Origin of the sequence: Erythrobacter donghaensis, from assembly GCF_002155425.1 — a bacterium.
Classification (GTDB): domain Bacteria; phylum Pseudomonadota; class Alphaproteobacteria; order Sphingomonadales; family Sphingomonadaceae; genus Erythrobacter; species Erythrobacter donghaensis.
In genome coordinates this window covers 104,579-119,340 of the sequence record NZ_MUYG01000006.1, presented here as the reverse complement: position 1 = coordinate 119,340, position 14,762 = coordinate 104,579, and the positions used below count along the sequence as shown (strand labels likewise).

The following is a 14,762-nucleotide window of genomic DNA, read 5'->3' as shown; positions in this document are numbered from 1 at the left end:
ATGAAACAGTGGGAATGGGAGCAAGAGCAAGGCCGTCGAGAGGAAGAGACCTTTCGACGCATCCACTTACTGAGAGAGGCGGGCTACGTCGTGGCTTGGTCAAGGGAGGTCAAAGATGCGCTGTTCCTTGACCATCTCGCTTCAGGCCCAGATTTGATTCTCTACCCGTCTGGAATGATTGTCTCGTTGGGCAAGGATGCGCCGCTTCACCCTGACGGCGGCGAGGATGGGGATCGAATTCTGAACCGAGCGACACAAGATGTCGACGCGTTCGATCAGTGGATCAGAACCATTTCAAAGCCAACTTGGTGGCAGCGTGGCGCCCCTGACCGGGAAAAATACATCTATCGGCCCGGCTGTCTCTTGATGTTCGTCCTGATATCGGTCGCATTGGGGCAGGTGATCCAATACATCTACAATGCTCTGATGCGCTGAAACCCCCACACCTGCCCTTGCGTAACTCCCCCGATTGCGGGCACTAACGTAGGTGAGAGAGGGGCCGAACATTGTCGCACGAACATCATCGCCAAAAGGCGAGAACACCAACTCTGCTTTCGCGCATTGTGCGCCGGATCATCCTCGCGATCTGGTACATCCGCGGGTGGAAAATCGATTCCCCCCTGCCCAAGCATCTGAAAAAATACGTGCTCGCCGGCGCGCCGCATACCACCAACTGGGATTTCGTGTTCTTCACCGGCGCGACGCATGAAGAGGGCGTGAAGCCCAATTTCATGGGCAAGCACACGCTGTTCACCGGGGTCATGCGCAACTTCATGCTCGACATGGGCGGCATCCCGGTCGATCGCACCGCCAAGGCCAACGCCACCGAGCAGGTCGCCGCCGAATTCGCCGCGCGCGACGAACTCGCGCTGGTGATCGCCTGTGAAGGCACGCGCAAGTCGGACGGCAAGTGGAAATCCGGCTTCTACCACATCGCCCGCGCGGCGAATGTGCCGATCGTCCCCGCCTTCGCCGACAATGCGCGCAAGATCATCAGTTTCGGCCCGCCGATGATCCCCACCGGCAATTACGGCGAGGATCTGCTCAAGCTTGCCGAGTGGTTCCGCTCCAAGCTGCCCGATTACGAACGCTTCAAGGTGCTGGAACAACAGGCGCGCGACATCATTGCAGGCAAGAACGATGTTTGAACTCCTCGCCCTCAACGCTGCGATCCTGATCGTGCTGGTGCTCATCCAGTGGGCGATTTCCGTGCGCATCAATGACGTCTCCTTCATCGACGCCTTCTGGGGCGCAGGCATGGGCATTCTGGCGGTCGCGAGCTGGCTGCACGTGCCCGGCGGGCCGGGCGCGCTCGCCACGCTGATCATGGTGATGACCGCCGCCTGGGGCTTCCGGCTGGGCGGCTACCTGTTCCTGCGCTGGCGGCGCGAGGGCGAGGACAAGCGCTACAAGATGATCCTCAAGAAGGCCCGCGAGAAAGGCCAGTTCGCCCGCGCTGCGCTGACCAAGGTGTGGCTGATGCAGGCGGTGCTGCTGTTCATGGTCTCCTCTCCCGCGCAGGTCGGCATTCTCGCCAGCCCTGAGCCCGCGCCGATCCCGCCGCTCGCCTGGGCGGGTTTTGCGCTGTGGAGCGTCGGCGTGTTCTTCGAATGGGTCGGCGACTGGCAGCTGACCCGCTTTAAGGCCGATCCCGCGAACGAGGGGCAGGTGCTCGACACCGGGCTGTGGCGCTACACCCGCCATCCCAACTACTTCGGCGATTTCTGCGCTTGGTGGGGCATCTGGCTCGCCTGCGCGGCGGCCGGATGGGGCTATGCTGCGGCGACCGTCATCGGCCCGCTGTTCCTCAGCTTCACGCTCACCAAATGGTCGGGCGTGACGCTGCTGGAGAAGGGCATGGACAAGTCCAAGGGCGACAAATACGCCGATTACAAGCGCCGCACTTCGGCCTTTTTTCCCATGCCGCCCAAGACTTGAGCCCCGCCGCGCGATCGCTTTGTCCGTGCTGCGTCGCACAAAAATCGACGAGCGACCCTTTCGGCCCGCGCCCGCATCGCCTATGCTGGCGGTCACGCGAGGAGGTGCGAGCGACATGCCATTGACCGAAACGGCCCGGGAAGCCGAGCGCGAGCGGATCGCGCGCCATGTGCTCGATCTGGTCAAGGAACGCGGTGCGGAAGTGCCGTGGACCGTCGCCATGTCCGAAAGCGGGCTGACCCGTGCGCGCTTCGAAGCGCTGTTCGCCGATTACGACGATCTGTTCGATGCCGTCGCGCAGACCTGGCTCGCGCCGCAACTGGCGGTGATGGAGGAGGTGCTGGCAAGCAATCTGCCGCCACAGCGCAAGATGTACGAATTCTTCCGCCGCCGCTTCGTGATCGCGCAGGCGCGCTTTCGCGACGACCCGCATTTCTTCACCGTGCTGTGCGAAATGGGCGCCGCCAATTTCGAGCGGGTGCGCAGCTATGTCGACCTCGCCGATCACTATCTGTGCGAGTTGATCGCCGAAGCCCAGGCCGAAGGCTTCTTCGCCGGGCTCGAGATCGACGAGACCCTGTCGCTGATCAACCAGATGATCAGCAATTACACCCTGCCCGATGCGCTGATCTATCTCGGCGACAAGCTGACCGAGGCGAAGCTGGCGCGGATTATCGACACGATGTTCATCGGCCTGTCGGGCGAGGCGGGGGCGGATGCCTCGGGCGTCAACACGCTGAAGGTCGCTTCGTAGGTTTGTCTGCGGGCTTGCGGGCCCGATTGCGCGCAAGGGCAGGCATGGGAGGCGGGGCGCAGCATGGCGGCAAGCCTGACCCCGCCGCGCCCCAGTAGGAAAGCGCTCTAGGCAAGCGCCTTGGCGTAGAGCGCCTTGAGATCCGCCTCCCCGCGCGCGGCGGCGGTGGCGTCATAGGAGGGGCTGTCTGACACCATCCAGCCATGGTCGCCGGGATAGACGGTCACGACTGCATCGACATCGGCGGCCTTGGCGGCATCGGCGAAGGTGGTCTTGTCGGCGGGGGCCTTGGCGTCATCGTCCTGCGCCACGGCGATCAGCAGGTCGGCATCGACCTTGCCCAGCACCTTGTGCGGGCTCATGGGATTGTCGGGGCGCACCAGCCCGCCGCCGTGGAAGCTTGCCGCCGCCTTGACCCGCGCGGGCACCGCCGCCGCCGTCCACACGGTGAAGGGCCCGCCCATGCAATAGCCCTGCGTGCCGATCCCCTGCGCCTGATTGACGCCCTCCTGCCGGTCGAGCCAGTCGACGATCGCGGTGGCATCGCGCATGATAGCCTCGGCATTGAGCTTTCCGCGCCAGGGGCCGACCTTCTGGAATCCGCCATCGGCGATGAAGGCGGCGAAATCGGCGAACTGCTCGCCCGTCACGTCGCGGTAATAGGGGTTCACCACCAGCACCGCATGGCCTGCCAGCGCCAGCTTGCGAGCGATGTTGCGCTTCGCCTCGCGGATCCCGGCGATGTCGGGCCACAGGATCACGGCGGGGTGATCGCCTTCTTCAGGCTGGACGAAAAATCCGTCGAGCGTCCCGTCCGCCGTGGCAAAATTGACTCCGCGTTCCTTGAGGCCCGCCATCGGCTGGGCCACGCTCTCGGTCTCGCCGCTCGCACAGGCCGCCAGCGCCGCAGCGCCGGTCAGCGCGCCAAACTGTCGCCGGCTGAGGGTCTGCTTTGCCCAATCGGCCAGTTTGCTCTCATCGCACATCGTTGGTCTCCTTTGGGGATCAGTCCCCTGTGGGCCCCTCCGTCGATACTGATAGGCGGCAAAGCGCGGCATGGACAAGCTGCGATTGAAAGCGCAACATGCTGCCCAAGGCGCACAAGCGCATGGGACAAACGGGGAGAGCGGGATCTATGAACCTCAAGCGGTGGACGCTGGGCGGCGCCTTGTTGCTGTCGGCAGGGATGCTGGCCAATTGCAGCCAGATTTTCGGTAGCGGCGAAAGCGCAGAGGGGATCACCACCGCCATGCTGGTGGGGGCCGATGGCGATTCGGCCAACTGGATCAGCCACGGGCGCACCTATTCCGAACAGCGCTATTCCCCGCTCGATCAGGTCAACAAGGATACCGTCGGCCAGCTGGGCCTTGTCTGGTATGCCGATATGGACACCGCGCGCGGGCAGGAGGCGACGCCGCTGGTGATGGACGGCAAGCTCTACCTCACCACCGCGTGGAGCAAGGTGAAGGCCTTCGATGCGACCACCGGCAAGGCCTTGTGGGAATATGATCCCAAGGTTCCGGGCGAAACCGCGGTCAAGGCCTGCTGCGACGTGGTGAACCGGGGCCTCGCGGCCTATGGCGACAAGCTGTTCTTCGGCACGCTTGATGGCCGGCTGATCGCGCTCGACCGCGACAGTGGCAAGGTCGCGTGGGAAACAGTCACGGTCGACCAGTCCAAGAGCTACACCATCACCGGCGCGCCGCGCGTCATCGACGGCAAGGTGATCATCGGCAATGGCGGCGCGGAATTCGGCGTGCGCGGTTTCGTCGCCGCCTATGACGCGGACAGCGGCAAGCAGCTGTGGAAGTTCTACACCGTGCCCGAAGGCGGGCAGGGCGAGGATGCCCCGGCCTATCTCCAGAAGGCCGCAGAGACGTGGAACATGGACGTGCTGGGGGCCAACGACGCGATCGGCGGCGGCGGGACGGTGTGGGATTCGATGGCCTATGATCCCGATCTCGACCTGCTCTATATCGGGGTGGGCAACGGCTCCCCGTGGAACCGCGCCTATCGCTCACCGGGCAAGGACGGGACGGGAGAGGGCGACAACCTCTACCTCTCCAGCATCGTCGCGGTGCGGCCCAAGACGGGCGAATATGTGTGGCACTACCAGACCACGCCGGGCGAGACGTGGGATTTCACCGCCACCCAGCACATCATGCTCGCCGACATGGAAATCGACGGGAAACCGCGCAAGGTGCTGATGCAGGCGCCCAAGAACGGGTTCTTCTACGTCATCGACCGCGAGACCGGCGAGTTCATCAGCGCCAAGCCCTATGTCGGGCTCAACTGGGCAAGCGGCGTCGACCCCAAGACGGGCCGCCCGATCGAGAACCCCGAAACCCGGATCGACAAGACCGGCCAGCCCGCGCTGGTGCTGCCCGGCCCGCTGGGCGGGCACAACTGGCACCCGATGGCCTACAGCCCGCGCGAGAACCTCGTCTACATCCCGGCCTTCGAGGCGGGGATGCTCTACGCGCCTGAAGCCGACTGGAAGCCCGACCGCGCGCGCGGCTTCAACGTCGGTTTCAGCTTTGCGGGCGAGCTTCCGGCGGACGGGGGCTTCCGCAAGGAGGCGGCCGGAACGCTCAAGGGGCGGCTGGTGGCATGGGACCCGGTGGCACAGAAGGCGCGCTGGACGGTCGAGCACGAGGGGCCGTGGAACGGCGGCGTGCTCTCGACCGGCGGAGGCCTCGTGTTCCAGGGCACCGCGGGGAGCGAATTCAACGCCTATGATGCGGCCACCGGCAACAAGCTGTGGAGCTTTGCCGCGCAGACCGGCGTGGTCGCGCCGCCCGTCACCTACACGGTGAACGGCGAGCAATATGTCGCGGTGCTGGCCGGGTGGGGCGGGGCCTATGCGCTCTCGGTCGATGGCGATCTGATCGCGCGCAAGGCGCCGGTGCGCAACATCTCGCGCCTGCTGGTCTTCAAGCTCGGCGGCACCGCCAAGCTGCCGCCGATCCCTGCGCTGGCCGAAATGCCATTGGACCCGCCGCCGAGCACCGCTTCGCCCGAGACGATCGCGGTGGGGCAGGCGAAATATGGCCGCTATTGCGCGGTGTGCCACGCACCGGGGGCGACCGGTTCGACCGTGCTCCCCGACCTGCGCCGCGCCGGATCGCTCGAAAGTGCGAGCGCATGGAACGCGGTGGTCGAGGGCGGCATCCTCAAGGACAACGGCATGGCAAGCTTCAAGAGCTCGCTCAGCAAGGACGAGATCGAAGCGATCCGCGCCTATGTCATCAAGCGCGCCAACGAGGACAAGGCGCTCGAGGCGGGGAAAAAGGTCGCGCGGCGGTGACCACCGGGAGCGATCCCGAGGGCATCCGCAACTGTCAGCGGCGGCCCGACGGGATCACCACCTCGGGCAAGCTCGAAGCCGGCGACCCCGCGCGGCTGGCGGCGATCGGCGTGCGCCATGTCGTCAACCTCGCGCTCGACAGCCATCCCGAAGCGCTGGCGGACGAGGCGGCGCTGATGGCGGCGACGGGCATCGCCTATACGCATATCCCGGTGCCCTTCGACGCGCCGACGTCCGATCACGTTGCGGCGCTGGAACAGGCCTTGGCAACCCATCCCGGCGCTATCCACGTGCATTGCATCATGAACTGGCGGGTGACGGCGTTCTTCTACCTGCTCGACTGCGCGGCAGGCGTGCCCGAGCCTGAGGCGCAGGCGCGCATGGCGAAGGTCTGGAACCCGCTGGACTCGGATGACCCCCGCGCCGCCCCATGGCGGGCGCTGCTGGAGGGCGGTCGCTAGCCTGCGAAGAAATTCAGCTCCAGCAGCACGTTGTTGGGATCGGCGGTGAAGATCTGCTTCAGGCCTATCGAGGGCACATCATTGACCCGGTAATCCGCCCCCCGCGCATCGAGCCGCGCCTTCACCACCTCGAATTCGTCGCAGCGCAGCGCGACATGGTGGATCGCCCCGGTCTCCGCCCCCGGGGCGACGCCGCGCTCGAACACGCGGGGGCAATCCGTGGAGTTGAGGTGCAGGATCGCCTGCCCGCTGCTGTCATGCATCCAGCGCACTTGGCTTGGCAGCATCGGCGGCGGGCCGTCGCGCTCCTTCAGATCGAGCAGCTCGGCATAGAACCGCGCGGTCTCGGCGAGGCGGTCGGTGATGATGTTCACATGGTCGAGGCGCTGGACGATCATGGGGGCATAATGCGCCACGCGTCGCGCTCTGGCCACTGAAAAGGCGTTCAGCCCCTGAACACCACCGTCCGGTTGCCGTTCATCAGCACCCGCTCCTGCGCGAACAGGCGCACCGCCTCGGCCAGCACCCGGCGCTCTATGTCGCGGCCCTTGCGGACGAGATCCTCGGGGGAATCGGCGTGGGTGATGCGCTCGACATCCTGATGGATGATCGGCCCTTCGTCGAGGTCGGCGGTGACGAAATGCGCCGTCGCGCCAATGATCTTCACCCCGCGCGCGTGGGCCTGATGGTAGGGCCGCGCGCCCTTGAAGCCGGGGAGGAAGGAGTGGTGGATATTGATCGCCCGCCCGGCGAAATGGGCTGAGAGGTCGTCCGAGAAGACCTGCATGTAGCGGGCGAGCACCAACAGCTCGGCCTCGGTTGCTTCCGCCAGCGCCTTGAGCCGGGCCTCGGCGGCAGGCTTGGTCTCGGGGGTGACGGGGATGTGGTGGAAGGGAATATCGCCGATATCGACCCGGATCGCGGCCTCGCGCGGGTGGTTGGAGACGATGGCGACGATGTCGATCGGCAATTCCCCGGTGCGGCAGCGGTAAATGAGGTCGACAAGGCAGTGGTCGAACTTGCTGACCATGATGATGGTGCGACGCGGACGATCCTCGCGCACCATCGTCCAGTCCATGCCCAACTCGCTGGCGAGGTCGGCGAAATCTGCCCGCAGCATGTCGCGCGTCGAGCCGTCGGGATCGAACACCACGCGCATGAAGAAGCGGTCCTCGCCCCCATTCGCCGCGCGGTCGTTGAACTGCTGCGCGTCGAGGATGTTGCAGTTCCGCTCGAACAGGAACCCGGTGACCCGCGCGGTGATGCCGGGCCGGTCGGGGCAGGCGAGGGTGAGGACGAGGGGCTGGGTCATTGCTTGCCTTCTTCGCGAAACCTCTGACAGTACGCAATCCACCAGTCGCATTGCTCCGGCGTGTAGCCCAAAAGCAGGCCCTCGCGGCGTTCGTGCTCGTCGGTCCATGGCCCATCCGAGTTCTTCAGCTCCCACATCGCCTCAATGCGGTGCTCCTCTCCCGGCAAGGCGAACAACACGTGGTGCCAGCGCTCAACCTTGATTTCCGGCCGGATGTTCGGTTGAAAGCGGTCAGCGCGAATGATGCGGTCCGCCGCGACGTAGCGGTCGAACATCCGGAAGTATCGCAGCACGCCGTCCGGCCAGAATCCCTCGCCCTCGCTGAAGTAAGCAAGCGACTTTCGCCCGACTAGCATCAGCCCCAATTCGCGGTTCGTGTGAATGAGGTAGGGCGGGCGCTCCACCTTACCGCGCGAGCGCCGCCTCGCACTGGCTCATCAGCTCGGCGATGATATCGGCGGCGGGTTCTTCCTTGGTCACCATGCCGACGGACTGCCCGGCCATGACGCTGCCGTTCTCGACATCGCCCTCGAGCACCGCGCGGCGCAGGGCGCCGGCCCAGAAGTGCTCGATCTGGAGCTGGGCTTCTCCCATGTCGACTTCGCCCGCATCGAGCAGCGCGGCGACTTCGCGCTGCTTTGCGGTGAATTCCTCGGTGCCCTTGTTCTTCAAGGCGCGCACGGGGATGACCGGCAGGCGAGGGTCGACCTGCACGCTGGCGATCGCCTCGCGGGCCGAGGCGCGGAAGAAGGCCTTCTTGAAATCGGGATGCGCGATGCTCTCGGTCGCGCAGGCGAAGCGCGTGCCCAATTGCACCCCCGCCGCGCCCATTTCGAGGTAGGAGGCGATGGCCTCGCCCCGGCCGATGCCGCCGGCGACGAAGATCAGGTGCTCTTCGGCCAGCGCGGGGAGGATTTCCTGCGCCAGCACTGAGGTCGAGACCGGGCCGATATGCCCGCCCGCTTCCATCCCCTCGATCACCAGCGCATCTGCACCCGAACGCAGCAGCTTCTTCGCAAGAGCAACCGTCGGCGCAAAGCAGATCACCTTGATCCCGCTCTCGTCGGCCTTGATCGCCTCGACGCTGCCCTTGGGCGGGATACCGCCCGCGAGCACCACGTGCGTCACGTCATGCTTGCGGCACACTGCGATCAGATCGAACAGCGCGGGGTGCATGGTGATGAGATTCACGCCGAAGGGTTTCGACGTCAGCGCCTTGGTCGCGGCGATCTCGGTATCGAGCAGCTCGGGTGTCATCGCCCCGCAGGCAATCACGCCGAAGCCGCCCGCGTTGGAAATGGCGGCGACGAGGTTGCGCTCGCTCACCCAGCTCATCGCGCCGCACAGGATCGCGGTTTCGCAGCCGAGGAAGTCGGTGCCGCGCTTCATCATCGCGGCGGTTTGGGGGTAGGTGCTCATAGGCCGGGCGCTTAGTCGGTTGTCGGAGAATAGACAATCCGCACCGCATCGGCGGCCCGTTTGGCGAGGTCGACCGCGGCAGGCGTATCACCGGCGCGGGCGAGGGCGATGCCCATACGGCGGTATGGCCGGGTGACGGGCTTGCCGAAAATCCGCACATCGGTATCGCCCAGCGCCAACGCCTCGGCCAGCCCCTCGAAGGCGAACTTGCCCGAATCCCGATCGGCGAGGATCACGGCGGAAGCGGCGGGGCGCGCGGCGATGCTCTCCGGCACCGGCAGGCCGAGGATCGCGCGGGCGTGGAGATCGAATTCGGTCAGGTCTTGCGAGGCGAGCGTCACCATCCCGGTATCGTGCGGGCGGGGCGACAATTCGGAGAAGATCACTTCCTCGCCGCGAACAAAGAACTCCACCCCATAGAGCCCCCAGCCGCGCCCCTTCCCTTGCAGCGCGTTGACGACCTTGGCGGCCATGTTTTGCGCGCTCGCAAGCGCGGCGGCGGACATGGCGGCGGGCTGCCAGCTTTCGCGGTAGTCGCCGCGTTCCTGCCGGTGGCCGATGGGTGGGCAGAAGCTGATGCCGTGCTTGTGCCGCACGGTCAGCAGGGTGATTTCATAGTCGAAGGCGATGAACTGTTCGGCGATCACCCGCGCCCGGTCGCCGCGCATGTTGGCGACGGCATAGTCCCACGCGGCCTCCAGCGCCTCCGGCCCGTTGACCTTGCTCTGGCCCTTGCCCGAAGAGGACATGACCGGCTTCATCACCAGCGGATAGCCAATGCGCGCGGCGATGGCCTCGCATTCGGCGAAGCTTTCGGCATAGCCATATTGCGAGGTCACCAGCCCCAGCTCGCCCGCCGCCAGATCGCGGATCGCATCGCGGTTCATCGTCAGCCGCGCCGCGCGGGCCGAGGGCACCACGGTGAAGCCTTCCGCTTCCAGATCGCCCAGCACCTCGGTTCGGATCGCTTCGATCTCGGGGACGATGAGATCGGGCCGATGCTTCTCTACCGCCGCGCGCAGTGCCGCGCCGTCGAGCATCGAGAACACCTCGCGCGCATCGGCCACTTGCATCGCGGGGGCATTGTCATAGCTGTCGCAGGCGATCACCCGCGCTCCGAGACGCTTGGCGGAAATGACGAATTCGCGGCCCAGCTCGCCCGAACCGAGCAGCAGGATGGTGGCAATGTGGCTCATGGCGGAGGGTTTACCTGCCGCAGGCTTGCTTGCAAGCCACCTTCGGTGGCGCAGACCTCCCGCCCCGCCTCCCCACCCGGCCACCAAGAATACCATTACGGTATGGTGGCCGGGTGGGGAGGCGGGGCGGGAGGTCTGCATCGCGCGTCAGCGCGATCAGAAAATCAAGCCGCTCTGCGATACCCCGCCACCGCGACCTGCCGCCCGCCGCCCGCGCGGGCCAGCACCAGCCCGAGCTCGGCCTCGCGCAGGGTCCAGTCAACGGTGCATTCGACCCGCGCCAGTCCTGCGCTGGCAGTCAGCTGCGGAGCCTTGGCAGAGGCAGGTGCGGTGAGGCCAGCGAAGGTCGTCACCACATCCTCGGCCCATTCGCGGGCGCCGCGCGAGGTCATTTCGGGCAGCAGCACGCCGAACCGCTCGCCATCGAGCTGCGCGACTTCGTGGCCCGGTAGGGCCATGGTCTCGAGGAACTTGGCAAAGCCCCAGAGCACCTCGTCAGCGGTGCGCTGGCCATAGCGCAGCAGCAGCGCGCGCATCCCGTCAACCGCGAAGACCGCGACCATCTGCCCGCCGCCGCGCGCCAGATGGCGTCTGAGGCTGGCGCAGAAGGCCTGCCGGTTGGCGAGCCCCGTCAGCGGATCGGTGACCGCGCGGTTGTGCAGCTCGCCCTCGAGACTGCGGAGCCGCTGCACCGATCGCATCAGGCACAGCGCACCATCGGGCGTGCCGGTGGAATCGCTCATCGGCCTGAGACTCAGCGCATACCAGCGCTGGCACTGCGCCTCGCGGCAAGTGTCGCGGTTGGCGCAGGCGATCACCGGGAATTCGGCCCATCCGGTCTGCACGCGCCCGGCCAACACCGCGCCGACATGCTCCCCGAGAAAGGCGGCATGATCGCGTTCGGCGAGGTCGGTGATATGCGGCAGCAGCAAGGCGGCCGAGGTATCGAGCCCCAGTTCGGCGATGTTCGCGGATGCGTGGATGATGAAACCCTGGCGATCCAGACGGATCACGATATCGCCCGAGGTTTCTTCAAGCAGGCCGTGCAAGACGTGGCCTTCGACGTCACTCAAACCAATTTTCATACCGACAGTGCCCCAGCGGTCCAACGAAATACTCGCCAACTCGCTCTTAGTCAGAATTACTTGGTAACTAACGAGATACGATTTAGTGAAAACATTCCCCTGTTTTCCCGAAGCGGACCCTTTATAGTTGTTAGCTAAGTAAACATACTCGACTAAAAAACGAATCACCTCCGGGTTTCGTTTACCATATTTTTCAAATGGGTCAGTCTCTCCAATACGTATTGGGCGCAGTAAGTATGGCTTCTAGGGGCGGGAACCAATCACGGTTGGTCGGAATGGCCGGAAGCTGCTCTACAATTCGATCATGATCCGCACCGCCTGGGGGTCGGTGCCGCTGGCTTCGGCGATGCGCGCCCGGCATTCGGCGATCACGCTGTCGAGCGGGCCCGCCGCGCCGGTGCCGGAGGCGGCGGCGAGCGTTTCGGACGCGACGCCAAGCGCGGCGGCAATCGCATCGATCCGTTCGGGCAGCGGGCGCGCCTTGCCCTTTTCCCATGCCCAGACCGTGGGCTTGCTCACCCCGAGCGTCGCGGCGACTTCGGCGAGGGTCAGCCCCGCCTCGCGCCGGAATCGGCTGAGCCGGGTGCCGAGCGCTTCGCCTTGCGCGGTGCCCAGCATCGGGCCGGTGGCGGTGGAGGGCGCTGCGGTGCCCAGCGGCTGGCTCGGCACGCCGGGGGCAAAGCCCTGCAACTGCGCCGCGGCGAGCGCCGCGGGGCCGAGCGCGCGTTCAAAAGCGCAGCCATAAAGATGTTCGCTGCGCCAAACCACGCTCGCGCTCACCACGCCGGCGAGCGGCAGGTCAAGCGCCAGTTCCTCGCCAGTCGCCAGATCGAGTTCGGTTTCGATCAGCAGCCCGGCGGCCGAGATGTTGTGGATGGTGACGTTGGTTTCCTCGCCATCGGGGGCGAGGCCGCTGGTCTCCAGCCGCAGCGCGCGGCGCGGCGCGGTGCGCTGGCTGTCGCCGACAGTTGGCTGGTCGAGATGTGCCTTGATGGCCATGGTATGCGCCCTTTCGGTTCCGGCAGGAGAAGACGCGCACAGAATCCGGCCGCAAAAGTTAAGGCAGTCTCACCAGAGATGGTTAATATCGATGAACCGCACTACCTTTCGGCTAACGGGAGCCGGAGAGCGTTAGCGAATGAAGTGGGCGGTTATCGTAACGGGGGTGCTGTCGCTGCTGGCGCTGCTGGTAGGGGACGTGATCGGTTTCTTTGCCTTCATCCCGCCGGTCGGGTTGCTGCTGCTGATGCCGACGCTGTTCCTCTATCTGCTGGCGATCTGGGGCGTGTCGGCGCTGCTGCCGGTCCGAGGGGTAGGGCTGGCGCGCGCGGCGGCGCTGGTGATCGTCGTGGGGGTGGCGAGCCTCGCGGTGCTGCCGCTGCGCTTGGCCGCAATCGCCGAGCATGATCGGCGCGCTGCGGTCCCCGACATTACCCCGCCCGAGCGGATCGCCCTGTCCGGCGATGTGCGGATCGAGGAGGACTATGCCTTCTCCGAAAGGGCCTGCGATGATCTGTGTCTCGCCGTGCTTGCCATCGACGCGGTGACGTCGGTGACGATCGCCGATCCGGAGGGCGCCGCGACCTTCCGTCTTGTTCCCAGCAACGCCGCCGATCCTGCCAGAGTGGTGCAGCCGCGCGGTCCGGGCGGGCTGGTCGAATGGGCCGGGGCCGGGGGTGATAGCGGTGCGGTGGAGGCACTGTGGCAAGCGCGGCTCGCCGGGCCCGAGCGACTGGTGCAAGACGCTCCGCTCGCCAGCGCCGACTACACCTTGCGCCCGGTGGCGGGCGAAATCCTGCGCGGGCGCGCGGTGATTGCGCGTCGCACCAGCGCGGCCGTCGGCGTGCCGATCATCCCGCCCTTGCTGCTCCCGTCATATCTCAGCAGCGATGCCGCTTTCGGCAACGGCCCCTTCGCGCTCGCCATGACCGAGCGCCGCACGGGTCCCTCCCGCGATGGCGAGCACCCCTATGCGCAGCTGGGCCGCTGGTTGGCGCTGCCGGACCTCGATCAGTCCTTCGCGTCCAGCCCATAGGCTGTGTGCAGCACGCGCACGGCGAGTTCGGTCTCGTCCTCGTCGATCATCACGCTGATCTTGATTTCGGAGGTGCTGATTGCCTGAATGTTGATCCCGCGATCCGACAGCGCGCGGAACATCGAGGACGCAACGCCCGCGTGGCTCTTCATGCCTACGCCGACGACAGAGATCTTGGCGATCTTGCTGTCGGTGATGATGCGGTTGAAGCCGATCTCCCCGCGCCGGTCTTCCAGCAGCGCCTGCGCGCGGGCGAGATCGGTCTGCGGCACGGTGAAGGTCACGTCGGTCTCGCCCTTGTCGCGGCCGACGTTTTGAATGATCATGTCGACATTGATCGAGGCCGCAGCGAGCGGTTCGAAGATGTTCGCCACCGCGCCCGGACGGTCGGGCACACGGGTGAGGATCACCTTCGCCTCGTTCTTGTCATGCGCGATGCCGGTCACAAGCTGGCGTTCCATCAGGCCCTTCTCCACCAATTCGTCCATTTCAGCTTCCGAGACGATCATCGTCCCCGGAAGATCGTCGGCAGGCGGCGCGCCCTCGCCGATAAAGCTCGAAAGCACCTGCACCCGCACCTTTTCCTTCATGGCAAGGCCGACCGAGCGGGTCTGGAGCACCTTGGCCCCTACGCTGGCGAGTTCGAGCATTTCCTCGTAGGTCACCGCCTTCTGCTTCTTCGCCTTTGCGACGATGCGCGGGTCGGTGGTGTAGACGCCGTCGACGTCGGTGTAGATGTCGCAGCGGTCCGCCTTGATCGCCGCCGCCACCGCCACCGCCGAAGTGTCCGAACCCCCGCGCCCCAGCGTGGTGACACGATTGTCTTCCGAAAGCCCCTGAAAGCCGGGGATGACGGCGATCTCGCCCGCTTCCATCGAGGCGAGCAGCGCGTCCGCATCAATCGATTCGACCCGCGCCTTGGCGTGGGCTTCGATGGTGTGGATCGGCAATTGCCAGCCGAGCCAGCTGCGCGCCTTGCAGCCCAAAGCTTGCAAGGTCAGCGCCAGCAGGCCGCTTGTCACCTGCTCTCCGCTGGCGACGACGACGTCGTATTCGGCGGGGTCATAGAGCGGATTGGCCTCGCGGCAGAAATTGACCAGCCGGTCGGTCTCGCCCGCCATCGCGCTGACCACCACCGCCACCTGATCGCCGCGCGCCGCCTGCGCGCGCACGATATTGGCGACGCGGCGGATGCGCTCCGTCCCGGCCATCGAGGTACCGCCGAATTTCATCACGATGCGGGCCAAGAGAAAGC

16 protein-coding genes are annotated in these 14,762 nt (G+C 65.9%); 7 read left to right on the top strand and 9 right to left on the bottom strand.

Features of this window, described 5'->3' with window-relative positions:
* From BZF59_RS01945 to BZF59_RS01930, 4 genes are all read left to right on the top strand, one after another.
* Positions 1-435 (top strand): hypothetical protein, encoded by a 435-nt coding sequence (locus BZF59_RS01945; RefSeq protein ID WP_143738062.1) that lies wholly within the window; start codon positions 1-3, stop codon positions 433-435.
* 128 nt (positions 436-563) lie between these two features.
* Complete coding sequence (locus tag BZF59_RS01940; RefSeq protein WP_245805973.1) at positions 564-1,148, top strand: 1-acyl-sn-glycerol-3-phosphate acyltransferase; 585 nt, start codon at positions 564-566, stop codon at positions 1,146-1,148.
* Positions 1,141-1,938, top strand: coding sequence for a DUF1295 domain-containing protein (locus tag BZF59_RS01935; protein WP_086606554.1), 798 nt, complete (start codon positions 1,141-1,143; stop codon positions 1,936-1,938). Before BZF59_RS01940 ends, BZF59_RS01935 begins: the two co-directional genes overlap by 8 nt.
* A 115-nt stretch (positions 1,939-2,053) precedes the next feature.
* Complete coding sequence (locus tag BZF59_RS01930) at positions 2,054-2,692, top strand: hypothetical protein (protein ID WP_086606740.1); 639 nt, start codon at positions 2,054-2,056, stop codon at positions 2,690-2,692.
* A gap of 107 nt (positions 2,693-2,799) precedes the next feature.
* Here BZF59_RS01930 and BZF59_RS01925 read toward each other — a convergent pair whose 3' ends face one another.
* The gene (locus tag BZF59_RS01925) at positions 2,800-3,678 is read right to left on the bottom strand and encodes a dienelactone hydrolase family protein (RefSeq protein WP_086606553.1); all 879 of its coding nucleotides are present in this window, start codon (positions 3,676-3,678) and stop codon (positions 2,800-2,802) included.
* 149 nt (positions 3,679-3,827) lie between these two features.
* Here BZF59_RS01925 and BZF59_RS01920 point away from each other — a divergent pair, with 149 nt between their 5' ends.
* Together BZF59_RS01920 and BZF59_RS01915 are read left to right on the top strand one after the other, a co-directional pair.
* Positions 3,828-5,999, top strand: a complete 2,172-nt coding sequence (locus BZF59_RS01920) for a PQQ-dependent dehydrogenase, methanol/ethanol family (protein WP_245805972.1) — start codon at positions 3,828-3,830, stop codon at positions 5,997-5,999.
* Positions 5,996-6,460: a protein tyrosine phosphatase family protein gene (locus tag BZF59_RS01915; RefSeq protein ID WP_245805971.1), complete on the top strand. Its 465-nt coding sequence runs from the start codon at positions 5,996-5,998 to the stop codon at positions 6,458-6,460. Before BZF59_RS01920 ends, BZF59_RS01915 begins: the two co-directional genes overlap by 4 nt.
* On the opposite strand, the gene BZF59_RS01910 is transcribed toward BZF59_RS01915, so the two are convergent.
* The 7 genes from BZF59_RS01910 to BZF59_RS01880 all read right to left on the bottom strand — a co-directional run bounded on the left by BZF59_RS01910 (position 6,457) and on the right by BZF59_RS01880 (position 12,471).
* Positions 6,457-6,858, bottom strand: a complete 402-nt coding sequence (locus BZF59_RS01910) for a VOC family protein (RefSeq protein WP_086606737.1) — start codon at positions 6,856-6,858, stop codon at positions 6,457-6,459. The genes BZF59_RS01915 and BZF59_RS01910 overlap by 4 nt on opposite strands.
* A 47-nt stretch (positions 6,859-6,905) precedes the next feature.
* Positions 6,906-7,772, bottom strand: coding sequence for a formyltetrahydrofolate deformylase (gene purU / locus BZF59_RS01905; protein WP_086606552.1), 867 nt, complete (start codon positions 7,770-7,772; stop codon positions 6,906-6,908).
* Entirely contained in the window at positions 7,769-8,176 is a 408-nt protein-coding gene (locus BZF59_RS01900; RefSeq protein ID WP_211277335.1) for a hypothetical protein, read from the bottom strand. The genes purU and BZF59_RS01900 overlap by 4 nt, the downstream gene beginning before the upstream one ends.
* 1 nt (position 8,177) lies before the next feature.
* Positions 8,178-9,191, bottom strand: coding sequence for an NAD(P)H-dependent flavin oxidoreductase (locus tag BZF59_RS01895; protein ID WP_086606551.1), 1,014 nt, complete (start codon positions 9,189-9,191; stop codon positions 8,178-8,180).
* 11 nt (positions 9,192-9,202) lie between these two features.
* Positions 9,203-10,387, bottom strand: a complete 1,185-nt coding sequence (gene purT / locus BZF59_RS01890; RefSeq protein WP_086606550.1) for a formate-dependent phosphoribosylglycinamide formyltransferase — start codon at positions 10,385-10,387, stop codon at positions 9,203-9,205.
* Positions 10,388-10,551: 164 nt separating this feature from the next.
* Positions 10,552-11,460, bottom strand: a complete 909-nt coding sequence (locus tag BZF59_RS01885; protein WP_158094253.1) for a GGDEF domain-containing protein — start codon at positions 11,458-11,460, stop codon at positions 10,552-10,554.
* Positions 11,461-11,763: 303 nt separating this feature from the next.
* Positions 11,764-12,471: a helix-turn-helix domain-containing protein gene (locus BZF59_RS01880; RefSeq protein ID WP_086606548.1), complete on the bottom strand. Its 708-nt coding sequence runs from the start codon at positions 12,469-12,471 to the stop codon at positions 11,764-11,766.
* A 139-nt stretch (positions 12,472-12,610) separates the two neighbouring features.
* Between BZF59_RS01880 and BZF59_RS01875 the strand changes: the two genes are divergently transcribed.
* Positions 12,611-13,507: a hypothetical protein gene (locus BZF59_RS01875; protein ID WP_086606547.1), complete on the top strand. Its 897-nt coding sequence runs from the start codon at positions 12,611-12,613 to the stop codon at positions 13,505-13,507.
* Here BZF59_RS01875 and BZF59_RS01870 read toward each other — a convergent pair.
* Complete coding sequence (locus tag BZF59_RS01870; RefSeq protein WP_086606546.1) at positions 13,483-14,754, bottom strand: aspartate kinase; 1,272 nt, start codon at positions 14,752-14,754, stop codon at positions 13,483-13,485. The genes BZF59_RS01875 and BZF59_RS01870 overlap by 25 nt on opposite strands.
* Positions 14,755-14,762: the final 8 nt, after the last annotated feature.